The following is a 24100-nucleotide window of genomic DNA, read 5'->3' as shown; positions in this document are numbered from 1 at the left end:
TTCGTGGCCCGGGGACGACTCCCGTGTGAACGTTCGCATCACGCGTCACAGATGGCGGGTGACGATGCGTCAGACAGGGCGGATTCCGGCCGCGGGCAAGGCCGTGCTCACCGGAGCTCGAAGACCTCGCCACGTGGGGTGAACGGCAGGGCTCGACCACGCGGCAGCAGGTAGGCGTGCTCGCGCGGCCGGACGGTGAGCGGCTCGCAGTCCCCGTCGGTGATGACCAGGATCGGCGCGTCCGCCGGGAAGTCCCCGGCGCGCAGCAGCAGGTCGATGCCGGGCTGCAGCCGGGTGCCGCCGCGGCCGCGGACCCTGACCCGGCCGGCGATCTGCTCGACCGGCAGGTATCCGGCGTCGTACGGGGCGGCGTCGCAGTACACGATGCGGGCGGCCGGGACGTCGCGGGCCAGGGCGTAGGAGGCGATCGCGCCGAGGGCCTTGCCGAGCAGGCGCGCGGGCATGCTGCCCGAGGTGTCGAGCACGACGCCGAAGGTGCGGCGCGGGACCTCCTCGGTGGGCCGGTACCGCCCCGGGCGCGCGATGTCAGGGGTCGCGCTCTGGCGGCGGGAGGCGCGGGCGTAGCTGCGCCGCGGCTCCTCCGGCTGCACGTGCTCGTCGAACCACCGGGCCAGCCGGGCGTCCCACGGGATCGGCGGGTGTTCCAGGGTCCTGATCTCCTGGTCCAACCCGGACGGGAGCAGCCCGCGGCGGGCCAGGTGCAACACCCGGCCGTCGATCAGGGCCTTGCGGTAGAAGTCGTCGAGGTCCACCGCGGCGACGGCCTCGCCCGGGCGCGGCAGCGGCTCGGTCAGCACGTCGCCGAGGCCGCGCCCGCGCAGTGTGGCCAGCTTGCGCAGGCGGCGCAGGTCGTGCGCGATCCGGTCGTAGACCTGCTCGGCGGAGGAGCCGGCCAGTTCGGCGTCGTAGAGCACGCCGTCCGGCATCTCGCCCACGCCCAGCTCCACCAGCCAGCCGTTGATCACGTAGTCGCAGGCCACGTTCCACAGGTACGGGTCGCGCCCGCCCACCCGGTCGCCGTGGCGCAGCGCGGCGTGCAGCATCTCGTGGGCGAGCACGAAGCGCCACTCCGGCGGGCGCAGGCCGGCCAGGGGATTGATGTAGATCTCGCCGACGGACGCGTCCACGGCCGCGATCGCGATGTGCTGGGTGCGGGCGAACTCGGCGTCGGCGACGATGCGCAGCCGCGCGGCGATCGCGCCGAGCAGCGGGAAGGAGGAGACGAACCATTCCAGCGCCGCGTCCCACACCCGCTTGCGCTCGGTCTGCTCCCGCCCGCTGGCGACCAGGATCGAGGCGGCCAGGGCCTCGTGCAGCTGCCGGGCGAAGGAGGCGGTCCAGTCCGGCGGATCCACCTGCCCGGTGTACGGGACCTGATCGTGGTCGCGCTCCTCGCCCGCGGTGCCGCGGCCGAGGAAGTGCTCCGGTATGCCCGTGGCCCGCCAGTACCCGGCGAGCGTCTCCTCGTCGCCCTCGGGCCACTCCTGCGCGGCGAACGGCGTGTGCCCCACCTTGAAGCCGCTCAGGAAGCGGTTGACCACCACGCAGCGCGCGGCGGCGAGCGCGGCGTCCGGCTCCGGTCCGGGCGTGCGCTCGGCCGGGATGTGCCCGAAACCGAGGTGCAGCCGCGCGTGGGCGATCGCCCAGGCCCACACCTCCGGCTCCGCACGTGTCCAGACGTTGAGATGGAGCGAGCCGGACGAGTCGACCCGGACCAGCCCCGTACGCGGCAGCCGGGGGCACGAGGCGTTGCCGCAGGAACTGCCGAGCCTGATGTGCTGGAAGGCGCGATGCGCGTTGAGGATCTCGTGGCCGCGCAGGGCGTCCTGCGCGCCCGGCGGGGCCTGCGCGGGGCCGCGGGGCCGGGCCATCAGCCGCGCGCCGCGATCAGGCCCGGCAGGTCGCGGGCCGCCTCCACCAGGAACCAGCCGGGCAGGGCGCGCTCCTCGTCCGCCTCCGGCGCGATCACCGTCTGCGCGACCTCGAGCGAGATCTCGGCCAGCTCCACCAGCAGCGACTTCGCCCGGAAGGCCAGGCGCCGCCCGTCCGCCGAGCCGTGGCCCTTGCTCACCGGCAGGTCCCGCAGCAGCCGGACCCGGAAGACCTCGGCCAGGTAGTAGAGCAGGTCCCGGTCCTCGGGCCGGTGCGGCCAGCGGGCCTCGCCCTTGAGGATCGCCTCGAAGCCGTAGGCGTGTCGCACGATCTTGACATAGCCGCAGAAGCCGGACGCGTGCACGGGGCTGAGCGTGCCGTTCGCCAGCACCCGCAGCGACTCCGGGTCGAGGTCCGGACCGTAGGAGTGCAGCGTGTCCGAGAGCATGTGCCAGGAGCGCGGGGTGGAGAAGGCCTCCTCGGTCTTCGGCGCCGGCGCCCACAGCTGGTCCGGGCGCTCGGTCAGGTAGTCCAGGATCCACGGGTGGATCCCGGCCGGGCCGGCCCAGGCCAGCCAGTCCGCGGCGCTGGCCCGCAGGTGCAGGTGCACCAGCCGGTTGGCCAGGGCCGAGGGCATCGGCCGGGCCAGCGCGTTGTCCGTGGCCCGGTTGCCCGCGCCGATCACGACCGAGCCGGCCGGCAGCTCGTACGCGCCGATCCGCCGGTCCAGGATGAGCGAGTAGAAGGCCTTCTGCACATCGGGCGCGGCGGCGTTGAGCTCGTCCAGGAACAGGCAGTACGGCGCGTCCCTGGCGATCATCTCGGGCGGGCAGAAGCGGCTGCGCTCCCCCACGATCTGCGGCACCCCGATCAGGTCCTCGGGCGCGAGCTGCGTGCCGAGCAGGGAGACGCAGTCGAGCCCGAGGCTCGCCGCGAAGTCGCGCACCAGGCTGGACTTGCCGATGCCGGGCGCCCCCCACAGGAAGACCGGCCGCACCACGGCCACGTTGAGCAGCACCCCGGGCAACTGCGCCGGCGTGAGCGTCACGGCAGACTGCATGCGGTTTCCCCGTCCCCCTCAGGACTCTGTGTGCCTCCCCGAACGACAGTATCCTGCCGTCCGGGGCGCCTCGCGGTCCAACGGTTTGCGGGCTCGGGCCGTCCGTCGCGGGCCCGGTGCGCGCGGCTCAGCCCAGCTTGCGCGCGACCGCCACGTAGGTGGAGGACTCGGAGTCGGTGATGCCCGAGGCGACGGTGGCGGCGTCCGGGTGCCACCGGTGGGTGAGCGTCACGCCCGGCTCCACCAGCTCCCAGCGCTCGAAGAACCGGGTGAACCTGGCCCGGTCGCGGATGCCCACGGCCGTGCCCACCGACCGGTAGACCCCCGCCGCGCTCTCCAGGGTGTCGCTGAAGTCGGGGGTGCCGTGCGAGATCACCAGCGCGCTGCCCGGGGCCAGCGCGTCGGTGAACGTGTCGACGATCCGGTAGGCCTGCGCGTCGTCCGTGACGAAGTGCAGCACCGCGTTCAGGCTCAGCGCGACCGGCTGGGACAGGTCGAGCGTCTCGTGCAGAACGGATGTTTTGAGGATCTCCTCGGGCTGGGCGAGATCCGCCTCTATGTAGGCGGTGCGCCCCTGCCCGCTGCTGATCAGCAGCGCCTGCGCGTGCGCGAGGACGATCGGGTCGTTGTCCACGTACACCACCCGGGCGTCGGGCACGATCGCCTGGGCCACCTCGTGCAGATTCGGCTGGGTGGGGATGCCGGTGCCCACGTCCAGGAACTGGCGCAGCCCGTGCTCGGCCAGGTACGCCGTGGCCCGGCGCATGAAGCCGCGGTTCGCCCGCGCCGCGATCAGCGCCTGCGGGAAGGCCGTGACCACCCGGCTGACCGCCTCCCGGTCCGCCGGGAAGTTCGTGGTGCCGCCGAGGTAGTAGTCGTACATACGGGCGGAGTGCGGCCGGTCGAGCTGCAGGTCCACCGCGGAGTCGTCCATGAGCAGGCCTTTCCGTGTCCGGGCTGGGATCCGGGATGCGTCGCGCGCGGGCCACCAGTATCGCCGAGCGCTGATGGCGGCGCTACGGGGCGTGGACGGCGGCGCGATGCCCGCTCCCGCCGCCCGGTGATCAAGGTACTGCGCTGCGTAAAAAATCTTGCCCCGCCGTTGAATCCGGAGGCCCCCCGTTCGCCAGGATGGACCTATGGATCGCGACCGCGCGCCCGCACCCCCGCACGCCCTCACCCCGGCTCCCGTGCACGAGTCCGGCGACGCGCCCGCACAGGTCGACCTCGCCTTCGACGCGTTCGTCCAGTCGAACTTCCCCAGCTGGGTACGCCTGGCCCACCTCTACGTCGGCGACCGCGACGAGGCCGAGCTGATCGCCTGCGAGGTCACGCTGCAGCTGCACGAGACCTGGGAGCAGGTGCTCGGGCGGGTCAGGAACCTGCCGCTGCACGCGTTCGCCCTGCTGCGCGGCGCCATAGAGGACCGCATCGCCCAGCGCGCCGGCGACCAGATGGTGGAGAACGCCGCGTTCCTGCGCGCGATGCGCACCGCCCGCGAGGAACTGGCCGTGCTGGCCGAGTCCATCGGCGTCTACAGCGCGATCTCCCGCCTGCCGGAACGGCAGTTCCAGGTCATCGCACTGCGCTACGTCCTCGGCTACGACGTCAAGCGCGCCGCCGCGCTGATGGGCGTGTCCCACCAGACGATCAGCAGCCTGACCCACTACGCGAAGCGCGCCCTCGCCGACGACCTCGGCAGCGCCGTCCGCGAGCCCGAGCGGGAGCACGTCCGCGAGCCCGAGAAGGAGAAGGAGGACCGAGCGTGACGACCTACCTGTCCGCCGAGCCGACGCGACTGGACGCGCTGCTGGCCGACCTCACCCTGCTCCAGGCCGAGTACCGCGGCTACACCCCGCCGCCGACCCCGGACATCCTGGACCGGGCCAAGCGCGTGCGCGCCGAGCGCACCGCCGCCCGCACCGCCCACCCCGCGCCCGGCGCCCTCGGCGGCCGCTCGGAGATCGAGCAGGCGCGGCACGAGCTGAACCTGGCCGCCACCCTCGTCCTGCACCAGCACGGCGCCGCCGGGGGCCTGGCCGAGCTCACCACCCAGCCCTACCTCGACGCCACCGGCGCACTCGTCCTGGCCAGCCTGCTCCAGGTCTCCGGCCGCCCGCTCGCGGCCCGCTTCTGGTTCAAGTTCTCCGCCGGCCACGGCCACCCCGAGGCCGCGTACTGCCTCTACCTCGTCCACCGCGGCGACGGCCAGTTCCACGACGCGGAGAACTGGCGCCGCCAAGCCGAACACCTACGCCGCGAAGCCGCCGCCGGCGCACCCGCCCGCCGCGTCCGCGTAGGCGCCCCGCCGCGCCTGGCCCGCGAGGTACGCAACCTCATCTCCCAGTGCTACCGCGGCGCCGACCCCCGCGTCTCACGCGCCCTCGAATCCACCATCGCCCGCCTCAACCTCACCGACACCGACGACTTCCCCCGCGCCGACCCCCGCCCGGCCGGGGAGCTCATGGAGGCGCTGGTGCCGCGGCGGAGGGCGTGATCTTCGTGCACTGCGACCGTGGCGGCGGTCCCGCGAACGCGGCGGCTACGCCTCCGCGCGGTCGAGCTTCTCGTCCAGCACGAGGGCGGCCGAGATCAGGGCGAGGTGGGTGAAGGCCTGCGGGAAGTTGCCGAGCTGCTCGCCGGAGGGGCCGATCTCCTCGGCGAACAGGCCCACGTGGTTGGCGTAGGTCAGCATCTTGTCGAAGGCGTAGCGGGCCTCGTCGATCCGGCCGGCCTGGGCGAGTGCCTCGACGTACAGGAAGGTGCAGAGGTTGAAGGTGCCCTCGCTGCCGCGCAGGCCGTCGGGCGAGGTCCCGGGGTCGTAGCGGTAGACGAGGCTGTCGCTGACCAGCTCGCCCGCCATCGCGTCGAGGGTGGAGAGCCAGGCCGGGTCGGTCGGGGTGATGAAGCCGACCCGCGGCATCAGCAGCAGGGAGGCGTCCAGCGCGGTGCCGCCGTAGGACTGGACGAAGGCGCCGCGCTCCGCGTCCCAGGCGCGGTCGAGGATCTGGTTGAACACCTCGTCGCGCACGGCGGTCCAGCGGACCAGGTCGGCCGGGCGGGCGTGCTCGCGGGCGAGGCGCACGCCGCGGTCGAAGGCGACCCAGGTCATCAGGCGGCTGTAGGTGAAGTCCCGGCGGCCGCCGCGGGTCTCCCAGATGCCCTCGTCCGGCCGGTCCCAGTGGTCGCACAGCCAGTCGAGCAGCCCGACCATGGCGCGCCAGCCGTGCACGGCGCCGATGTCGCCCATCTCGCCGAAGGCGTAGGCGGCCTCGCCGTAGATGTCGAGCTGGATCTGGTCCGCCGCGGCGTTCCCGGCCCGCACCGGGGCCGAGCCGCGATAGCCCTCGAGGTGCTCGAGGACCTCCTCGGTCAGGTGCGGGTCGCCGTCGACGCGGTACATGATCTGCAGCGGCTCGCCCGACGCGGTCTCCCCGGCGACCAGCCGGTCGCGCAGCCAGCGGCGGAAGTCCAGGGCCTCGCGTTGGAACCCGAGCGCCGTCAGGGCCCTGACGGACAGCGAGGCGTCGCGGACCCAGGTGAAGCGGTAGTCCCAGTTGCGCTCGCCGCCGATCTGCTCGGGCAGGCCCATGGTCGCCGCGGCGATCGGCGCGCCGCTCGGCGCGTACGTCATCAGCTTGATGCTGATCGCGGACCGGTTGACCATCTGCTGCCAGCGGCCGTGGTAGGTGCTGTGGCGCAGCCAGCCGGCCCAGAACCTGCGGGTGGTGTCGAACGCGGCGCGGGCCTCGTCCATGCTCAGCGGTTTGGCGGGCACGCCGCCGGCCGGCATCGAGGTGAGCATGAACACGGCGAGCTGACCGGCCGTCAGCACGAAGCGGGCGGTCACGTCGGTGCCGTCGCGCTCCAGCGTGGCCGGCCCGATCGCGTGCACGGCCAGGTCGGTCTCGGCGCCGCGGATGACGGCGCCGCCCGCGTCGTCGAGCTCGAGCGCGGTGGGCGCGGACCGGCCGTAGTCGAAGCGCGGCCGGCAGGCGAACTCGAACGGCAGGCTGCCGCGTACCACCCGGGCCACCCGGAACAGGCAGTGGCGGTCCTTCGGCTCGGCGGACTCGTCCGGGAGCATGAAGTCGGCGACCTCGCCCACGCCCTGCTCGGTCATGAACCGCGTCACCAGGATCGCGGTGTCGGGCAGGTAGAGCTGACGCACGGTCGGCTCGGCCGCCGCGTCGCCCTCGACCACCGCGGCCAGCCGGCAGTGCCCGCCGCGCGCCGTGTCGAGCAGCGAGGCGAAGATGCTGGGCGAGTCGAAGCGCGGCGCGCACCACCAGTCGACGACGCCGTCGGTGGAGATCAGCGCTGCGGTCTGCAGGTCGCCGACGAGGCCGTGGTTGGCGATGAGCGGGTAGTCGTCCATGGCGGGCCCTTCCACCGTCGCGGCCGTCCGCGGCTGCGACGGGACCGATGCTCCGATGCTGTCAGCGCCGCCCCGCCCCCGCCTGAGCGGCCGACCAGCCGGGTGAACGGCGGTGCGGCGCGCGGCGGGAACGCGGCGGGCGGCAGCGGGGCGGCGCCTATCGTGTGAGCGTGGCGAACGCTGAGCAGCCGACCAGGTCGCGCCGGACCGACTACGCCGGCGCCGTGTACGGGTCGATGCTCGCGGCCTCGGTGGCGGCCACCGCGGGCGCGGGCGGCGGAGACCTGAGCGCGGCACGGATGGCCGGGATCCTGATCGTCACCGGCGTGGTGTTCTGGGCCGCCCACGTCTACGCGGACCTGTCCGGCGAACGCCAGCTCGACGCGGAGCGCGGCCAGACCTGGTCGTTCGAGGAGATCAGCCGGGTGGCGCGGCACGAGTGGGGGCTGGTCGAGGCCGCGGTCCTGCCGGCCGTCGCGGTGATGGCCGCCTCCGCGCTCGGCCTCGGCCTGCTCGGGTACGCGTGGGTGGGCCTGATCGTGGCGGTGGCCCAGCAGGTCACGTGGGCGTGCGTGGGCGCGGTGCGCGCGGGCGTGAAGCCGCTGCAGGTGGTGATCGAGGGGCTGATCAACGTGCTGCTCGGCTTGATCATCGTCGAGGCGAAGGTGGCCGTGGGGCACTAGGGGCTAGGGACTACCGGGGAGCGCTGCGCCCGCGCGGCAGGAAGGCTGCGGCGACCAGGCCCAGCGCCCCGATGCCGGCCAGCGTGAACATCGCGGCCGCGTAGGAACGGTTGCTCAGGCTCGAGGCCAGGATCGTGCCGGCGATGGCGGTGCCGAGCGAGGAGCCCAGGTTCGAGACGCTGCGGGAGAGCCCGGAGATCTCGCTCTGCTGATCCTCCGGGAAGCTGGACTGGACCAGGTTGACCGAAGGGGTGAGCATCGCGCCGAGGCCGAAGCCGAGCAGGAACAGGCCCGGCACGAAGGCCCACGAGTCGTCGGTGGCGCGCACCAGCAGGACCAGGACCACGATGCCGAGGATCGCGATGACGAACCCGGCGAGCACGAGCGTGCGCTGGGTGTGGCGGCGGGCCAGGCGCTCGGCGGCCAGCGAGGAGACGAGCAGGCCGACCGTGGCCGCGGTGAAGGTCACGCCGGTCTGCACCGCGCCGTACCCGCGCACCACCTGCAGGTAGGCCGACACGGTGAAGGACGAGCCGAGCAGCATCAACCACTGGATGTTCTGGGTGATCAGGCCCAGGTTCGAGGTGCGGTCCCGGAACAGCGCGAGCGGCAGCAGCGGACGCAGCCCCCGCCGCTGCTGGGCCCGCATGGACAGCAGGAACCCGCCCAGCACCAGCGCGCCCGCCGCCATCAGGCCCACCGACGCCGCCACGTTCTGGTCCAGCGCGAGCACCCCGGCCACCAGCAGGGTCAGGCCGACGGCGCACAGCACGGCGCCGAACCGGTCGAAGCGGCTGTCCGGATCGGCCCGCAGCGGGTCGACGATCCGGCGGCTGAGCAGCACGATCACCGCGATCACCAGGGCCTGGAAGACGAAGGCGGCCCGCCAGCTGATGGCCGAGGTGATCACCCCGCCGATCAGCGGCCCGGCCGCGGCGCCCACCCCGCCCATGGCGCTGATCACGCCGAACGCGCGCGCCCGGGTGGCGAGCGTGGTGAAGGTGAGGGTGGCGAGGATGTAGACCGGCGGGATCAGCATCGCGGTGCCGACGCCCTGGAGGATCGAGTTGCCCAGCAGGAGCACCCCGAGGCCGGGCGCCACGGCGCTGAGCAGCGCGCCCACGCCGTAGACGACCAGGCCCGCCCGGAAGAGCCTGACCCGCCCGTACCGGTCGCACATCTTCCCGCCGGGGATCATCAGAGCGGCCATGACCAGCAGGAACACGGTGATCACGACCTGCACGCCGTGGACGGTGGTGTCGAGGTCCGTGCTGATATCGGTGATCATCACGTTCATGTTCGAGCCGGCGAAGCTGCAGATGAACTGCGCGAGCGCGAGCGGCACGAGCACGGCTCGCGGCCCCGCCGCCCGCCCCGCCGCCGCGTCGTCCTTGGCATCGTCCATTGCGCGCTCTCGCTCGGGGGCCGTCTCCCCACCTTTCTAAGCGAGGCGGCGCGCGAGTGCCCACCCGAGACCGCCGGAGTGCTGAGTGCGCGGTGCCGAGTCGGAGTACTGCGGGCGGACATTCTCGGCCGAGTCGGTGGCGCGGCGACGGGCGTTGGCCCATGCTGGTGGCCGTGGTGGGGATTGACGATTCTGCGATACAGGCGGCCCAGGTCACACCGGCCGCAGTGGACACATCGGGCACACTAGCCGCTCCAGTCGCGCCGGTTCCGGACACGCCGTCGGTACAGGAGAGCGTGGCCGCGGCGGACGCGTTGACGGCGCACGGGGAGTTCGGGGCCGCGGCGGATCTGCTGCACGAGGCGATCCGGCGCGAGGGTGAGCTGCCCGCGTTGCTGTGGCCGCTGGCACTCGCGACCTTCCGACTGCAGGACTACGACCTTGCGCTCCACCTGCTGGGCGAGGCGGCGCGGCGCGAGCCGTCCGCGACGGTGGCGGCCGCCGAGCAGATCAGGATTTTGAGCAGAGCCGGTCACGTACGGGAGGCGGTGGCCGTGATCGACGCGTTGCCGCCGCAGGTCGTCAGGGAACCGTTGGTACGCCAGGAGGTCCTGTCCTTCTACGACGAGTACCACTGCTCTTTCCACGCCGCCGAAATCCGTCTGGGGCCGGACATCGAGCCACACTTCCGCCGCATCCTGGCTCCGCTCACGTGGCTGGCCCGGCAGGCAGCGGCCTGGGAGGACCGGGTCGTTCTCGGACCGGTACGCCGTACGCCGCGGCAGTTCGAGCATCTGCGGCAGGCGACTGGCCTCGCCGGGAGCCCGCTCACCAGGTTGCAGGTCATGATGGACAACGCGCTGCTGGAGACCCGCTTCGTCACCGAGGCGCTCTCGGTCGTCATCAAATATCAGTACTGGGTCTTCCTGGGCTTCTTGACACTCCCGTTGGCGGTATGGCTCTCGATCGCGGCGAACAAGATCACCCGTGGGTATCATCCGGCCGCGACCGGCTGGCCCGCTCTGGGCAGCGCAACAGTCGCGATGGCCTTCGCCGCCGTGGTCTTCGCGCTGGTCCGCTCCCGACGGTTCTGGCGCATCACCTCCGTCCGGACCGGCGCCTGGTACAGCGCCCTCGGCGTCGCGGCGACGGCCGGTGCCGTCGAGGCCTACTTGCGCCACATCGGCCCGAACTCCGGCTGGCAGTTCTGGGTCTGTTACGGCCTGATCCTCGCTCCCGCGGTCACCCTGGTGCAGTTGGCCCTGCACAGCTACATATCCTGGGCTTCCTACGCGCGCTGGCGCGGGCAGATGGAGAGCGCGGCCCACTTCGAAATCCTCAACGACCTGCTCTGGCTGCTCTACCGGGTGCGCTCGCCCGGGCTTCGGACCGTCGCCATGGAGGTCAACGACGCGAAGACGGCGGAGAACGCCGCGCTCAAGCTGGGCGTGTTCCTGATGCCGCGCAAGCGCATGGCCGGTCTGGCCGAGAAGGGCTGGATCGGCGAGCGCTTGGCCGGGTGGGCCAGAGCTCTGCGTCAGCTGGAGCGCGGGCTGGTGGCGGCGTCGCCGGAGGCCACGGCGGAGGTGGACCGGGCGCTGTGCCACGCGATCGGCTGCCTGGCCCGCGGCGACCTGGGCTCGCTGGAGTGGCTGGCGCCGCCGGACTCGGCGCCCAGCCCGGCCCAGCGGCGGCGCAGGGTGCTGACGATCGTGCGGGACGTGCTGGTCGCGGTCCTGCCGATCGGGGCGACGTTGACCGCGCACGCGTTCGGGCATCTGAGCGCGGGGGCGTTCAACTGGGTGCTGATCGGCACCGGCGCGTGGGCGGTGCTGAACCTGATGATCGTGCTCGATCCCGATCTCAACAAGAAGCTGACACTGGTCGGGCAGGTCGCCGACGTGGTACGCAGCGCCCGGTCGAGCACGCAGGACTCCTCGGGCGGATGAGTACGGGCCGCGGCGCCGGTTCCCGGACTCACAGGTCCGGGAACCGGCGTCGCCGCTACGCGCTCGGCAGGGTCCAGACCTGGCCCACCGCGCCGGTGCAGGTGGCGATCTGGAGCTGGGTCTTGTTGGTCGCGCCGTTGCTGGTGTCGGTGAGACAGAGCCCGGATTCAGGGTTGACGATCTCGCCGGCACTGTTCTGATCCCACTGCTCGGCGCCGGTGCCGTTGCAGGTGTGCAGCTGGACGAGGGTGCCGCTGGTGGTGCCGCTGTTGACCGCGTCCATGCAGTCGGTGAGTACCTGCAGGGTGTGGTCCGGGGCCACGGTCCAGCTCTGCGCACTGGTGCCGTTGCAGGTGTAGATCTGGATCGCGGTGCCGTTGGAGGTGCCGGAGCCGTTGTCGTCGACGCACTTGCCGGTCGCGGTCTCCTTGATGGTGCCGACCGGCTGGGCCACGCCCGTGCCGGGCGTGCCGCCGTAGGAGGGCGGGGCGTCCGCGGCGGCCGCGGCCCAGGAGGTGTCGGCCGCGGTGCCGAGGGTGAACGCCAGGGTGGCGCCGCCGAGCACGTCGGCCGCGGGCAGGTAGGCCAGCGAGGACGCGGTGCCGTTGACGGTCAGGGCCTGCACGTACGGGTCGGCGTCGGCGGCGGCCGGCGCCTGGATCGTCAGTGTCTTGCCGGCGCTGCCGACCGAGACGACCGCCTCGGTGAACAGCGGGCTGCCGATGGCCAGGTCGGCCGTGCCCGGGGTCTCCGGGTAGAGGCCGAGGGCGGACCAGACGTACCAGGAGCTGGTCTCGCCGAGGTCGTCGTTGCCGGGGATGCCGCCGGCCGCGTCGGACCACAGGCCCTGCTCGATCGCGCGCACGCTGCTCTGGGTCTTGTACGGCTCGCCGGCCCAGTCGTACTCCCAGGGCAGTTCGAAGCTCGGCTCGTTGCCCATGTTGGACTGGGTGCCGATGACGCTGCCGAGACCCTGGTAGCCGCTGAGGACGGTGTTGAGGTAGCTCACCAGCGATGAGTCGCCGCCCTCGAGCGTGGCCAGTTCGGCGAGGTTGAACGGGACGTCCGGGGTGTAGGTGAGCGCGTCGCCCTCGGCGAAGTCGTTGTCCGCGGTGCTGGTGATCAGCGTGGCGTCGAAGCCGTCCATCCAGCGGCCGTTGGAGTGGCGCGGCTGGATGTAGCCGCTGGAGGTGTTGAAGATGTTCTCCCAGTCCTGGGCCCGGTTCTGGAACTTCGTCTGCACCGCGCTCTGGCCGAGCGCGCCCGCGAAGGCCGAGAGCGCGAAGTCGTCGGTGTCGTACTCCAGCTGCGTCGACGCGGTCGCGTACTCGTGACAGCACCCAAAGATGCTGTTCGTGGGCAGGTAGCCGAAACTGTCCAGGTACGTCACGCCGGGGGTGACGTCCGTATCCGTGGTCTGCTCCGTCTCCATGGCGCTGAGCGCGGTGGCGGTGTCGAAGCCGGTGCCGCCGAAGGCGTAGTAGTCCGCCAGCACGGGAACGCCGGAGTCGCCGACCATGATGTAGGTCTCGCCGTTGTCCATGCCCCACTTGGTGAGCGTGCCGCCCTGTTCGTAGTCGTCCACGATCGACTGGGCCATGTCGTCGGCCGCGGCCGGGTTGATCAGGGCCGTGAGTTGGGCCTGGGAGCGGTAGATGTCCCAGTTGGAGAAGTTCGCGTACTCGGCGGAGTGGCCCGCGTCGACGGTGTGGACGGCGCCGTCGAAGCCGCGGTAGCTGCCGTCCGCGTCGCTGATCACGCTCGGGAACTGCTGGGCGTGGTAGAGCGCGGTGTAGAACTCGGCCTGCTCGGCCGCGGTGCCGCCGGCGATCTCGATCTTGTCGAGGGCCGTGGTCCACTGCGCCTGGGCGGCGGCCTCGACCTGGGCGAAGCTCTGCCCGGCCACCTCGGCGGCCAGATTCGCCTGAGCCTCGGCGACGGAGGTGTAGGAGATGCCGACGCGCGCGGTCACGGTCTGGTTGGAGGTGGTGTTGAAGGTCGCGTAGGCGCCGCCGCTGTAGGTGCCGGAGGCGGTGAAGCTCTGGTCGAAGGCGATGGCGTAGTAGAGCGTGAAGTCGTTCGTGGCCTCGCAGAAGCCTGAGCTGGTGACCGAGCCGGTGACCTCGCTCGAGCCGGCCGTGGCGAAGGTGGAGGAGACGTACACGTTGTCGGTGTCGTTCAGCTTGAGCAGCAGGGACGCCGAGGTGGTGGCGGGGAAGGTGAAGGTGCCCACGCCCGCGTGCGTGGCCGCGGTGAGCGCGACGCTCGTGCCGTTCCCGAGCGCGACGGAGTAGTAGCCGGGCGAGGCCGTCTCCGAGCTGTGCGAGAACGACTCGTCGTCAGAGCCCGGAGACGACCCGAGCGAGCCGGTGACCGGCAGGATCGGCACGTCGCCGGCGGCCTGGCAGCCCACGCCGGAGACGTGGGTGAGGCTGAAGCCGGTGATGTCGGAGTCGGCGTAGTCGTAGCCGCCGCCGTTGGGGCGGGAGGTGGTGTCGGGGCTCCACTGGAGCATGCCGTGCGGCACGTCCGCGCCGGGGAAGGTGTTGCCGGCGCTGTAATCGCTGTTGGAGCCGGTGCCGACGAAGGTGTTGACCAGCGGGTCGGGCGCGGTGACCAGGGTCGCGGCGTGCGCGGTGACGGGGACCGCGGCGCAGACCCCGAGCACGGCCAGCGCGCTCGCGGTCAGCAGCCGCAGCCCCGCCCGCGCCGAGCGGCGCGGGCGGGAGCGGGGCAGGTCAGCCACGGGGCAGGACCTCGCTCAGGACGCCGTCCGCGGGCGAGGTGATCCAGTCGGTCGAGACGTACGACGCTCCGTCGGCCGCGAGCTCGGCCACCCGCGCCTGGGCGTCCGCCAGGGCCGGGTCGCTGCTGCTGAGCGCCGGGGCGACGTCGTAGGCGTCGGTGACCACGGTGAGGTAGTGGTTGGTGTCGTACCACTGGGTGCCGCCGTCGGAGACCCAGGTGCCCGCGTCGCCGTCGAAGACCACGAACCAGGGTCGCAGCGCGGTGTCGCTGTAGCGGGTGCGCGGGTCCCCGGTCTGGGCGCCGAGCACGGACGGGAAGACGGCGGCGTCGGCGATCTCGCCGCTGTCGTAGAGGTCGAGCAGGTGCTGGGCGTAGACCACGTCCACCCAGGTGCTCGAGGCGGTCACGGCCTGCTCGACGGTGCCCGGGATGATCTCCACGATCACCTTGCCCTCGAGCGAGCCGTAGCTGCCCCAGTTGTCGGCCTTGGCCGCGGTGTCCAGGTCCGGGTAGAGCGTGCCGTCGGACTTGGTGAGCAGGTCGGCCGGGGTGTACAGGACGCTGCCGAGGTGCGCCTTGACGTAGGTGTCGAACTCGGTGGGGTTCAGGCCGAGGGTGTTGTAGAACCCGTTCTTCATCTCGATCTTGACCATGAGCGGGCCGTGGGTGGGGTGGGCCTGCATCCAGATCCTGATGTCGTCCAGGCAGCTGTCCAGGTTCTGGTTGCGGTCGCCGGTGTAGAGGTCGGCCGCGGTGGAGGCCTGGACGCAGTTGTTCGAGCTGCCGAGCGGGTTGTCGTGGCTCACGTCCCACTTGCCGTTGAGCACGTTGGCCCAGGTGTCCAGCTCGACCAGCGAGGTGCCGGTGTCGAGGGCGTTGGCGAGGTAGGTGTAGGTGGAGGAGTCGTTGTAGGTGTTGTGGATGCCGGTACCGGTGACGCCGGCGAGGCTCAGCGAACTGACGTCGGCGGCCTGGGCCGGCGCGGCAGCGGCGCCGAACGCCGTGCCGAGCAACAGGGCGGCGGCCAGCAGCCGGGGAAGCGTCGTACGGCGAAGGAGCGTGGGCAGGGGCATGGTCGTCTCCAGGAGAGGGTGTCCGTGGGGGCGGTGCCGATAGGGGCCGGGGCCCGTGGGGAGCCGGAGCCAGCACGCATCCTGACACAGCCGGAGGGCCTCGCCAAGGGCGCACAGGAAAAAATGGACTTCCGTTCATCTTCATGAGAACTTGCAGTTCAAGAGGACTGAGAGCGTTCACACGCGGGTTCCCCCCGGTTTGCTCCGCCGTGTTGCGCGCCCCCCATGCTGCCGCCGGGACGGCCTCCGCCGCACCCGTTCTCCGCCGCCGAGAAGAGAGCCGCAGATGACTTCGAGTTCTTCGACCGCGTTCAGCCGCCGCGGGTTTTTGGCCGCCTCCGCCGCCCTCCCGGTCGCCCTCTACGCCGCGCCCTCCGCCTCGGCCGCGACGGGCTCACCGCTCGGGTCCTCGGCCGCGTCCGCGTCGGAGCGGTCGCTGGCCGACACCGTCACCGGGCTGCCCTTCGTCGAGTCCTACCAGACCAACCTCTCGGCGAACCTCACCGCCGCGACCAACGCCGCGGTGCGCGCGCTCGACGGCATGGCCACGGCCTGGCAGACCGGCACCGCGTGGAACAACGGCACCGTGCTGCTGCCGGACTACCTGCGGGCCAACATGCGCCTGAGCGCGCGGATCACCGCGGCGCGCACCGAGGCGCAGGCCAAGGAGGCGTTCGTCTTCGACCGGCAGGATCAGAGCTATGCGATGATCACCGGACTCGGCCCGCTGGCCGAGCTCTACAAGTCCGGCGCGCTGGCCGTCACCAGCATCACCTCGGCCCCCGACGGCACCCCCGCCACCACGATCAGCGACGCGGTGCCCGTCGGCGCCCCGGCCGGCTCGGCCACCGGGCCCGGCTCGCCGAGCTCGCAGCTCGGCCTGGTGGTGCAGCTCGAGCAGACGCTGCGCGGCAACTACGCCTCGGGCAACCCGTCGAAGGCCGCGTACAACTACCCGCGGCCGTGGCGGATGAACGAGGAGAGCGAGGTCGTGGACACCGGGGCGGTGGACGCGTACGGCTTCCCGGTGTACGAGACCGACGTCACCGTCTGCCCGCAGCTGCTGCTCCAGCGCAGCGCCACCCCGGCCAGCGACGGCGGCTTCCCCAGCGGCCACACCAACGCCTTCACCCTGGCCGGGATCGCCTACGCGTACGCGGTGCCTGAGCGGTTCCAGGAACTGATCGCCCGCGCGTCGTACTGCGCGCACACCCGGATCGTGGCGGGCATGCACTCCCCCAACGACGTCATCGGCGGCCGCGTCCTGGGCACCGCGCTGGCCGCGGCCACGCTCTACGACCCGGCGAACGCCGAGCTCAAGGCGGCCGCGCGGGCCCAGGCGCTGGCCTACTTCGAGGCGCAGACCGGCACCGACGCGGACACCCTGTTCGCCTACGCGCACTCCCAGGGCACGGATCAGGACCCGTACGCCGACCGGGAGGCCAACGCCGCGCTCGTCGCGGCCCACCTCACCTACGGCCTGCCGACGCAGGGCTCGGACAAGCCCGCCACGCCGTACCAGGTGCCGCTGGGCGCCGAGGTGCTGCTCGAGACCCGCCAGCCCTACCTCACCGCGCAGCAGCGGCGCGACGTGCTGGCGAGCACCGCGATCGAGGCGCGCAACGTGATGCTGGACGGCTTCGAGCAGTGGGGCCGGATCAACCTGTTCGCGGCGGCCGACGGCTACGGCGCCTTCGCCCAGGACGTCACGGTCACCATGGACTCGAGCCAGGGCGGCTTCGGCGCGGCCGACGCGTGGCGCAACGACATCGGCGGCCGCGGCGGCCTGACCAAGCAGGGCTCCGGCACGCTCACCCTGACCGGCGCGAACAGCTACGCGGGCGGCACCCTGATCGCGGGCGGCACGCTGGTCGCGGCCGGCGCGCAGGCGCTGGGCACCGGCGACGTGGAGGTCTCGGGCGCGACCCTCGGCGTGAGCCTCGCGGCCAAGGGCTGCCAGGGCGGCCTGACCGTGCACGGCCGCCTCACCCTCGACTCCGGCGCGGCGCTGGCGCTGACGCTGGACCCGGAGTCCCCGCCGCGGATCGGCAGCACGGCCCAGGTCATCACGGCCCGTCAGGTGCGCGGCTGGTTCAGCGCGGTGACGACGAACGTGGCCGGGATCGGCGCGGTGCCGGTGCAGACCGCGCAGGGCGTCGCGGTGCGCTTCGTCAAGGGCTGAGCCACCGGGCTGATTCGGTCCGAGCGGGACCGGGGCGGGTGTCAGACCGTCCAGACGAGCGCGGCCGAGCCGTCCTCGCGCAGTCTGACGCCCGCCTGCACCGCCTCGAGCGCGCGCTTGCGGGAGGCCGCCACGGCCTCGGCCGCGGTGGCGTACGGCAGCAGCTGGCGCAGGGTCGTGACGGTGGGCGGGAGCATCAGCACCGTGCCCTGCTCGTAGTCGGCGACGGCCTGGGCCGGGCTGGTCCACGCGGTCGTCTCGGTCTCGCCGGACACGTCCCTCGCGCTCTGGCCCTCGGGCAGCGCGGCGACGAAGAACGCCGTGTCGTAGCGGCGCGACTCGAACTCCGGCGTGACCCAGCGCGACCAGCCGCCGAGCAGGTCGGCCCGCAGCAGCAGGCCGCGCGAGGCGAGCGCGTCGGCCAGCGTGGTGCGGCGGGTCTCGATCCGGTGGCGCTCGTCCTCCCACGCCGTGCCGGAGACGTCGCCGAGCACCCGGCTGCGGTCCGGACCGGCGAGCAGCACCCCGGCCTCCTCGAAGGTCTCGCGCACGGCCGAGCACACCAGCGCGTGCGCCTGCTCCGGTGCGACGCCGAAGCGCTCGGCCCAGGCCTCCGCGTTCGGACCGGCCCACGGCGTCGGCAGCGCGTCGCCCGGATCCACCCGGCCGCCCGGGAAGGCGTAGCGGCCGGCCGCGAAGGCCATGCTCGCGGCGCGTTTGACCAGGTAGGCCTGCGGCCCCGACGGCGTGTCGCGCAGCAGCACCACCGTCGCGGCGGGCTGGGCGGGCACGATCTCCAGACTCCCGTCGAGGTAACGCCGGACGCGCTCGTCCCACTCCGCGGGCACGGGGAACTCGAAAGTGCTGGCCACGGCGCCACCTTAGCGGTGATCGGGCTCCGCGGTGATCCGGCTCAGCGGTGATCGGACTTATCGGCGCTCGTGACGCGCCGTGCCTCGCATCTTGCGTGCCATGATCGGGCTCGTGACCAGACCTGCTGTGCGTACTCGGGCGGAGCGTCTGTCGGGCTATCGACGTGTGCTGGAGGCACGCAGCCCCCAGACCTCGGTTGACAGACTCCGCGTGCTTGCGACCGACGAGGTTCGCCCCGTCCGGTTGTGGACCGCACGCAATCCCGCCACGCCTGCTGACGCCCTGGACCGACTCGCCCGGGACTGCGACGCCTCGGTTCGGTGGAACGCCCTGGTCAATCCGCTTCTGCCGGACGAGGCGCTGAGCTGGATGGCCGAACGCGAGGAGGGAGAACACGGCTCGCGGTGGTTCCACGAGCGAAGTCTCATCGTGCACCATCCGAACGCATCGGAGGGTTTGCGGGCGGAGCTCATCGCCGCTGGAGCGTGTCGCTGTCCCGAGTGGTGCAGCGGCCGGAGCACGTTCGCGGCCCGCTGAGTCAGCGCATGGATGACGGCGCCAGGCGGCTCGGTCACGAGCCGTGCCCGAGTTCTTTCTCCGCATCCACGACGACGGCACCACAGGGTGGCGCTGGGACGACAAGCCGTTCGACAACGACGAGCCGTTCGGCGAGCCGCAGTAGTGCGGCCGGCATCACTCAGCGGTGATCGGGCTCCGCGGTGATGCGGCCGGAGCGCAGCGCGGCGCGCATCGCGTCGTAGTCGCGCTCGTTCTGCTCGGCGTAGGCCTCGGCGAACTCGGCGATCGCGTGCGCGAAGGTCGCGTCCTCGCCCAGGTACGCGGAGAGCGCCACGCGGTCGCCGGATCTCGCGTGGGCGCGGGCGAGCGTCCAGCCGCAGAGGCGGCCGTAGGCGGTCATGCCGCTCGGCACCATCTCCTCGATCGCGACCGAGCCCTTCCAGTCGGCGAGTTGGCGGGCGTAGAAGTCGCGCTGCTGCCCGTCGATCCCGTCCACCGTGGCCCAGCCGAGGAAGATGTCGCTCACCGTCTGCATCAGCCGCTGGCCGTCCACCACCCGCCGGCCCTGGCAGCCGGTGTCCATCCGGCCGGCCCTGACCCCGCCGTACTCGGCGATCACCGACCGCTGCGCCTCCTTGACCTGCAGGAACAGCGGATCCTGGGAGTCGCGGCCGAACATCAGCACGATCCAGCAGCGGGTGCCGACGCTGCCGACGCCCACGACCTTGCGGGCCAGGTCGGCGAAGACGAACTGGTCGAGCAGCCGGCGCCGGTCGCTCTGCAGGGTGCTGCGGTACTGGCCGAGCATGCCGCGCATGGCCGCCACGAACGTGTCCTGCTCGCCGTCCGGGAGCAGGTCCTGCACCGGGACCACCAGCGGCGGGTCTGCGGTGATCCGGCGGTGCGCCCCGACCAGCTCGGTGAGCTTGGCCATGGACCGCTGGCTGTCCCTCGACCTGGCCTTGGCCACGGTCTTGTCGAACGCGGCCTTGCGCCGGGACTTCTTGAGCTGGTCCCTGAGCATGTCCTTGATGTCCTCGACGTCCGCACGGGCGTACCAGAGGTCGAGCTCGTGCATGCCCGCGAAGCTGTTCATCGCCTGCTGATACGCCCGGACCGTGGCCAGCTGGATCGCCCGGCGGTGCTTGTGGCCGAAGTCGTTCGAGCGGGCGGCGATCTCCAGACTCGCGGCCAGCCGCTTGACGTCCCATTCCCACGGGCCGGGGTAGGTCTCGTCGAAGTCGTTGAGGTCGAACACGAGCCGGCGCTCGGGCGAGGCGAACATGCCGAAGTTGCACAGGTGCGCGTCGCCGCACAGCTGGGTGCGCAGCCCGGAGTCGGGCGTGGCGGCGAGGTCGTGGGCCATCATGGCGGCCGCGCCGCGGAAGTAGGCGAACGGCGAGGCGAGCATCCGGCCGTGGCGCACCGGCACCAGCTCGGGCACGCGCGAGACGGCCTGGCGCTCGAGCACCGCGACCGGGTCGGGCCGGTCGGCCGGCAGGTCGAGCGCGGCGTGTTCCACCGGCGGGCAGGCGGCGCGGGCGGCCAGGCCTGCTTCGGCCGAATCGCGGACGGTGGTCTTCACGCGTGCCTCCCGACGTCGATGCGGTGTTCGTCATCCTGCGGCCCGGCCGCGGCGGCGGCCACCGCACGGGCGGGCGCGGCGCCGCCGAACGGGTGACCCGTCCGGCGCGCGCCATGCCCCGGATCCGGCGCGGGAGCGCGGTGGCTCCCGCGGCGCGGGTCCGGGCGGGCCGGCCGGTACCCGTTCTCAGTCCTCGCTGAAGGCGGAGCGCAGCGCCGCCTCCTGCTCGGCGGAGAGGTTCGTGCGGATCAGCTCCGCGTGCAGGCTGCCCACGTGCTCCTTGACCTTGTCCAGCACGGCGTCGGAGGAGAGCAGGAACAGCGCCGAGGTGCCCGGCGTGACCTTCTGCTTGACCTCCTTGATGAAGGAGTCGTCGATGCCCACGTCCGCCATGGACCCGCCGAGCGCGCCGGCCGCGGCGCCGAGGGCGAGGCCGATGAGCGGGATGAAGAACAGGATGCCGAACAACATCCCCCAGAACGCCCCGCCCAGCGCGCCCGCGCCGGCCAGGTTGTGCAGCTGGGTGGTCTTCGGCTTCTTCTCCCCCTCCGGCCAGGACACCACCGCACCGTCCTGAACCGTGATCAGCTGCTGGCGCTGGAGGTCCTCCAGCGTGCTCAGCGCCCGCTGGGCCGCGTCGGCCTCCGCGAACTTCCACACCGTCAGCGTCGCCATGCCACACTCCTTGTCGTCGGGCTGCTGGGGAACTGCTCGTCAGATCGCGTCCGGGCCCACGTTGTGGAACAGGGCCCAGATCGCGAACACCCCGAAGGCGATCGTGACCGCGGACCAACCCGGCTGGTAGGGCAGGGCGAGGAGGCTCGCGAACACCACCAGGGCGCTGAGCGCGATGCCGAGGGCGCGCGCCACCACCGAGCCGGTGAACAGGGCGAGCCCCGCGAGCAGCACCAGGACGCCCGCGATCAGGTGGATCCAGCCCCAGGTGGTGAGGCTGAACTTGTAGACGTACGTGCCGACCAGCGCGTACACCCTGTCCTTGGCGATGGCCGCCACGCCCTGGGCGATCCCGAGGACTCCCTCGAGGATCATCAGGACCGCGGCGAGGGCGGTGCCGGCCTTCGCCGCTCCCCATCTGGTTCCGTGGCCTGCCATCCGCGCCTCCTTCGCCGTCCCCGGGCCGCGAGCCGCGTCCCGCGCGTCGCGGTCACCGTCCCGTCCAGGCTGGGTGAGGACGGTGGGCCGCGCACGGCGGGTTGGTCCGATCAGGGTGTGACGACGGGGAAGCGCGGATCCGGGGTGTCGAGCAATCCGAGCAGGGCCCGCAGCACCGCCGGATCGCCGCTGTGCACGAGGTCGCCGCCGTGTTCGAGTTCGTCGATCCGCCCGCCGCTCCCGAGCAGGCCGAGCAGCTGAGGCTTGGTCAGGGTGAGCGTGAGGTCGGCCGGGTCGGCGGGGTCGGGGGCGCCCTCGTGCGGGCGCGGGATCAGCGCGCCGTGGGAGAGCGCGAGCCGCCAGGTGCGGGCCTCGTCGGTCACGTGCAGGTCGATCCGCATCCGGGCGTCGGCCGCGCGGGGGCCGTCGAGCCGCACGGCGAGGGAGTCGATCACCTGATCCACGCTCAGGGCGAGCATCATCTCCGGGCCGGTGGTCGTGGTCGCGGCCGGACTCACCCCGCCGCGCAGCTCGCTCGCGCCGACCAGGAAGAAGTTGCGCCAGGTGCCGTTCTCCGCCGCGTAGCCGAGGTGCTCGTATACGTCGGCCAGGGCCGAGCGGGCGGCGGCGTCCTGCGGGTCGGCGAACACGGCGTGCTGCAGCAGCGTGGCGGCGAAGCGCGGATCGTCGCCGCTGACGTAGTGTTCGGCCAGCTCGAGCACGGCCTGGGTCCCGCCGAGGCTCTCGACGTAGCGGACGGCGAGCTCGACCGGGGGGTGCTCCCACAGGTGCGCGGGATTGCCGTCGAACCAGCCGAGGTAGCGCTGGTAGATCGCCTTCACGTTGTGGCTGACCGAGCCGTAGTACCCGCGCGTGGCCCAGGACTGCTCCAGCGCGGGCGGCAGCTCGAACTCCTCGGCGATCTCGGGCCCGGTCAGCCCGCGGTTGAGCAGGCGCAGCGTCTGGTCGTGCAGGTAGGCGTAGAAGTCGCGCTGGAGCTCGAGGTACTCCACGATCTCGGCCCGGCCCCAGGTCGGCCAGTGGTGCGAGGCGAACGCGACGTCGCAGGAGTCGGCGAAGGTGACGATCGCCTCGTCGAGGTAGCGGGCCCAGACCCGGGCGTCGCGCACGAGGGCGCCGCGCAGGGTCAGGATGTTGTGCTGGGTGTGCGTGGCGTTCTCGGCCAGGCACAGCGCCCGGTGGTCGGGAAACAGGAAGTTCATCTCCGCGGGCGCCTCGGTGCCCGGGGTGAGCTGGAAGACGATGCGGATGCCGTCGACCGTCTCCTGCTGCCCGGTCGCGGTGATCTCCACCGTCGGCGGGATCAGCGAGACGGTGCCGGTCGAGGTGGTCATGCCAAGGCCCGCCCCGATCTGCCCGTCCGGCGCCTTGGGCAGGGTCGCGCCGTACATGTAGACCGCGCGCCGGGCCATGGCGTTGCCAGCGTAGACGTTCTCCGCGACGGCGTGCTCGAGGAACCCGGCCGGGGCCAGGATCGGCACCGGCGGGTGGCCGGGCGGCAGCACGCCGCGCACCCCGCCGAAGTGGTCGACGTGCGAGTGGGTGTAGATCACGCCGGTGACCGGGCGCGGGCCGCGGTGCGCGCGGTAGAGCCCGAGCGCGGCCGCGGCGGTCTCGACCGAGATCAGCGGGTCGACCACCAGCACGCCGCTGTCGCCCTCGACCAGCGTCATGTGGGACAGGTCGAGGCCGCGCACCTGGTAGATCCCGGCGGTGACCTCATAAAGGCCCTGACGCGAACACAGCCGGCCCTGGCGCCACAGGCTGGGGTTCGCGGTCGGCGGGCAGTCCGCGGACAGGAAGGCGTAGGCGTCGTTGTCCCACACCGCCGCGCCGGTCGCGTCGCACACCACGCCCGGGTCGAGATCGGCGACGAACCCGCGGTCGGCGTTGCGGAAGTCGGTGTGGTCGCCGAATGAGGGCATGGCCATACGAGGGCTGTTCCCCGTGGCACCGGGATTCAGGCCGGGCTTAGCTCGGCCGGGCTAGCCCGGGCTGCGCGGCGGCGGGCGGGCGACGAGAGTCGTGGGGTGAGCCCGGTGCCCCGTTTCGCCGCCGCCGCGTTCGGCGCGGCCCTGCAGGGTGCCGACGGACTGGCCGAGCTGGCCGCGGAGTCGGCACGCCGGGCCGGCCGCGGCGCGTCGGCCGCGGCGGCGGTGGCCGATCGCGCGTATCGGGACGCGGTCCGGCGCGGCGACCGCGCGGCCCGCCAGTGCGCGGCGCACACCGCCCGGCAGGCGCAGGCCGCCGCGGACGTCTCGGCGCGCTGGCTGGATCGCGAGGTGGTGCGCCGGGTGGCCGCGTCGATGACGCCGTACCTGGTCGAGGAGCTCGTCCCCACCGTGATCGAGGGCGTGTTGCCGCTGATCCGCAGCCGCGTGGTACCGCTCATCGTGGCCGACCTGGCCGAGGACGAGCAGATCAGGGAGATGATCGCGCAGCAGAGCCGGGGCATGGCGGCGTGGACGGTCGGCGAGGTGCGCAAGGTCTCCACCGCCGCGGACGACCGGGTCGAGCTCGCGGCCCGCAGGGTGCTGCGGCGCCGGAGGCCAACCGATGCAGGGGACTGACGAAGTCGGCGCGGTCCCTCCCGACACCCCGTTCGCCCGCGCCGCCCC

19 protein-coding genes are annotated in these 24100 nt (G+C 72.5%); 7 read left to right on the top strand and 12 right to left on the bottom strand.

The window, feature by feature from the left end:
• Positions 1-107: 107 nt before the first annotated feature.
• The 3 genes from KDL01_RS11095 to KDL01_RS11085 all read right to left on the bottom strand — a co-directional run bounded on the left by KDL01_RS11095 (position 108) and on the right by KDL01_RS11085 (position 3887).
• Complete coding sequence (locus KDL01_RS11095; RefSeq protein WP_212528334.1) at positions 108-1892, bottom strand: vWA domain-containing protein; 1785 nt, start codon at positions 1890-1892, stop codon at positions 108-110.
• Positions 1892-2953 (bottom strand): ATP-binding protein, encoded by a 1062-nt coding sequence (locus tag KDL01_RS11090; RefSeq protein WP_212528333.1) that lies wholly within the window; start codon positions 2951-2953, stop codon positions 1892-1894. Before KDL01_RS11090 ends, KDL01_RS11095 begins: the two co-directional genes overlap by 1 nt.
• A gap of 127 nt (positions 2954-3080) precedes the next feature.
• The gene (locus KDL01_RS11085; protein WP_212528332.1) at positions 3081-3887 is read right to left on the bottom strand and encodes an SAM-dependent methyltransferase; all 807 of its coding nucleotides are present in this window, start codon (positions 3885-3887) and stop codon (positions 3081-3083) included.
• A 205-nt stretch (positions 3888-4092) separates the two neighbouring features.
• On the opposite strand from KDL01_RS11085, the gene KDL01_RS11080 reads away from it, so the two are divergent.
• On the top strand, positions 4093-4722 hold the full coding sequence (locus KDL01_RS11080) for a sigma-70 family RNA polymerase sigma factor (protein WP_212528331.1): 630 nt from the start codon (positions 4093-4095) through the stop codon (positions 4720-4722).
• Positions 4719-5450: a hypothetical protein gene (locus KDL01_RS11075; RefSeq protein WP_212528330.1), complete on the top strand. Its 732-nt coding sequence runs from the start codon at positions 4719-4721 to the stop codon at positions 5448-5450. Before KDL01_RS11080 ends, KDL01_RS11075 begins: the two co-directional genes overlap by 4 nt.
• A gap of 45 nt (positions 5451-5495) precedes the next feature.
• Here KDL01_RS11075 and KDL01_RS11070 read toward each other — a convergent pair whose 3' ends face one another.
• On the bottom strand, positions 5496-7331 hold the full coding sequence (locus KDL01_RS11070) for a glycoside hydrolase family 15 protein (protein ID WP_212528329.1): 1836 nt from the start codon (positions 7329-7331) through the stop codon (positions 5496-5498).
• A 170-nt stretch (positions 7332-7501) separates the two neighbouring features.
• Here KDL01_RS11070 and KDL01_RS11065 point away from each other — a divergent pair, with 170 nt between their 5' ends.
• Positions 7502-8014 carry a hypothetical protein gene (locus KDL01_RS11065; protein WP_212528328.1) on the top strand — a complete coding sequence of 171 codons (513 nt, stop codon included), beginning with the start codon at positions 7502-7504 and terminating at the stop codon, positions 8012-8014.
• 10 nt (positions 8015-8024) lie between these two features.
• Here the strand turns inward: KDL01_RS11065 and KDL01_RS11060 are convergent, their stop codons facing one another.
• Positions 8025-9419: an MFS transporter gene (locus KDL01_RS11060; RefSeq protein ID WP_212528327.1), complete on the bottom strand. Its 1395-nt coding sequence runs from the start codon at positions 9417-9419 to the stop codon at positions 8025-8027.
• 296 nt (positions 9420-9715) lie between these two features.
• Here KDL01_RS11060 and KDL01_RS11055 point away from each other — a divergent pair, with 296 nt between their 5' ends.
• Positions 9716-11368 carry a hypothetical protein gene (locus KDL01_RS11055; protein WP_212528326.1) on the top strand — a complete coding sequence of 551 codons (1653 nt, stop codon included), beginning with the start codon at positions 9716-9718 and terminating at the stop codon, positions 11366-11368.
• A gap of 55 nt (positions 11369-11423) precedes the next feature.
• Here the strand turns inward: KDL01_RS11055 and KDL01_RS11050 are convergent, their stop codons facing one another.
• Both KDL01_RS11050 and KDL01_RS11045 read right to left on the bottom strand, forming a co-directional pair.
• Positions 11424-14114: a lectin gene (locus KDL01_RS11050; protein ID WP_212528325.1), complete on the bottom strand. Its 2691-nt coding sequence runs from the start codon at positions 14112-14114 to the stop codon at positions 11424-11426.
• Positions 14107-15189, bottom strand: coding sequence for a Ca2+-dependent phosphoinositide-specific phospholipase C (locus KDL01_RS11045; RefSeq protein WP_212528324.1), 1083 nt, complete (start codon positions 15187-15189; stop codon positions 14107-14109). The genes KDL01_RS11050 and KDL01_RS11045 overlap by 8 nt, the downstream gene beginning before the upstream one ends.
• A gap of 286 nt (positions 15190-15475) precedes the next feature.
• On the opposite strand from KDL01_RS11045, the gene KDL01_RS11040 reads away from it, so the two are divergent.
• Positions 15476-17371, top strand: a complete 1896-nt coding sequence (locus KDL01_RS11040; protein WP_212528323.1) for a phosphatase PAP2 family protein — start codon at positions 15476-15478, stop codon at positions 17369-17371.
• 41 nt (positions 17372-17412) lie between these two features.
• Here the strand turns inward: KDL01_RS11040 and KDL01_RS11035 are convergent, their stop codons facing one another.
• Positions 17413-18243: an NUDIX hydrolase gene (locus KDL01_RS11035; protein WP_212528322.1), complete on the bottom strand. Its 831-nt coding sequence runs from the start codon at positions 18241-18243 to the stop codon at positions 17413-17415.
• A gap of 100 nt (positions 18244-18343) precedes the next feature.
• Here KDL01_RS11035 and KDL01_RS11030 point away from each other — a divergent pair, with 100 nt between their 5' ends.
• Positions 18344-18781 carry a hypothetical protein gene (locus KDL01_RS11030; protein WP_212528321.1) on the top strand — a complete coding sequence of 146 codons (438 nt, stop codon included), beginning with the start codon at positions 18344-18346 and terminating at the stop codon, positions 18779-18781.
• A gap of 160 nt (positions 18782-18941) precedes the next feature.
• On the opposite strand, the gene KDL01_RS11025 is transcribed toward KDL01_RS11030, so the two are convergent.
• The 4 genes from KDL01_RS11025 to KDL01_RS11010 form a co-directional block, all read right to left on the bottom strand.
• Complete coding sequence (locus tag KDL01_RS11025) at positions 18942-20348, bottom strand: DUF2252 domain-containing protein (RefSeq protein ID WP_212528320.1); 1407 nt, start codon at positions 20346-20348, stop codon at positions 18942-18944.
• Positions 20349-20534: 186 nt separating this feature from the next.
• Positions 20535-21023, bottom strand: a complete 489-nt coding sequence (locus KDL01_RS11020; protein ID WP_212528319.1) for a DUF1269 domain-containing protein — start codon at positions 21021-21023, stop codon at positions 20535-20537.
• Positions 21024-21062: 39 nt separating this feature from the next.
• Complete coding sequence (locus KDL01_RS11015; protein WP_212528318.1) at positions 21063-21461, bottom strand: DUF7144 family membrane protein; 399 nt, start codon at positions 21459-21461, stop codon at positions 21063-21065.
• Between the two features lie 110 nt (positions 21462-21571).
• Positions 21572-23413 (bottom strand): alkyl/aryl-sulfatase, encoded by a 1842-nt coding sequence (locus tag KDL01_RS11010; RefSeq protein ID WP_212528317.1) that lies wholly within the window; start codon positions 23411-23413, stop codon positions 21572-21574.
• Between the two features lie 99 nt (positions 23414-23512).
• On the opposite strand from KDL01_RS11010, the gene KDL01_RS11005 reads away from it, so the two are divergent.
• Entirely contained in the window at positions 23513-24052 is a 540-nt protein-coding gene (locus KDL01_RS11005) for a hypothetical protein (protein ID WP_212528316.1), read from the top strand.
• Positions 24053-24100: the final 48 nt, after the last annotated feature.

This window comes from Actinospica durhamensis, from assembly GCF_018139695.1.
GTDB classification, from domain to species: Bacteria; Actinomycetota; Actinomycetes; order Streptomycetales; family Catenulisporaceae; genus Actinospica; species Actinospica durhamensis.
Note: the sequence above shows the minus strand (reverse complement) of the source record. Positions and strands in the feature narration are given on the sequence as shown.

Bases quoted from the DNA above. Each gene is read 5' to 3' on its own strand.
- KDL01_RS11060 (WP_212528327.1), bottom strand. From the start codon at position 9,419: ATGGACGATGCCAAGGACGACGCGGCGGCGGGGCGGGCGGCGGGGCCG.
- KDL01_RS11040 (WP_212528323.1), top strand. From the start codon at position 15,476: ATGACTTCGAGTTCTTCGACCGCGTTCAGCCGCCGCGGGTTTTTGGCC.
- KDL01_RS11030 (WP_212528321.1), top strand. From the start codon at position 18,344: ATGATCGGGCTCGTGACCAGACCTGCTGTGCGTACTCGGGCGGAGCGT.
- KDL01_RS11010 (WP_212528317.1), bottom strand. From the start codon at position 23,413: ATGGCCATGCCCTCATTCGGCGACCACACCGACTTCCGCAACGCCGAC.
- KDL01_RS11020 (WP_212528319.1), bottom strand. From the start codon at position 21,023: ATGGCGACGCTGACGGTGTGGAAGTTCGCGGAGGCCGACGCGGCCCAG.
- KDL01_RS11080 (WP_212528331.1), top strand. From the start codon at position 4,093: ATGGATCGCGACCGCGCGCCCGCACCCCCGCACGCCCTCACCCCGGCT.
- KDL01_RS11085 (WP_212528332.1), bottom strand. From the start codon at position 3,887: ATGGACGACTCCGCGGTGGACCTGCAGCTCGACCGGCCGCACTCCGCC.
- KDL01_RS11090 (WP_212528333.1), bottom strand. From the start codon at position 2,953: ATGCAGTCTGCCGTGACGCTCACGCCGGCGCAGTTGCCCGGGGTGCTG.
- KDL01_RS11070 (WP_212528329.1), bottom strand. From the start codon at position 7,331: ATGGACGACTACCCGCTCATCGCCAACCACGGCCTCGTCGGCGACCTG.
- KDL01_RS11015 (WP_212528318.1), bottom strand. From the start codon at position 21,461: ATGGCAGGCCACGGAACCAGATGGGGAGCGGCGAAGGCCGGCACCGCC.
- KDL01_RS11095 (WP_212528334.1), bottom strand. From the start codon at position 1,892: ATGGCCCGGCCCCGCGGCCCCGCGCAGGCCCCGCCGGGCGCGCAGGAC.
- KDL01_RS11045 (WP_212528324.1), bottom strand. From the start codon at position 15,189: ATGCCCCTGCCCACGCTCCTTCGCCGTACGACGCTTCCCCGGCTGCTG.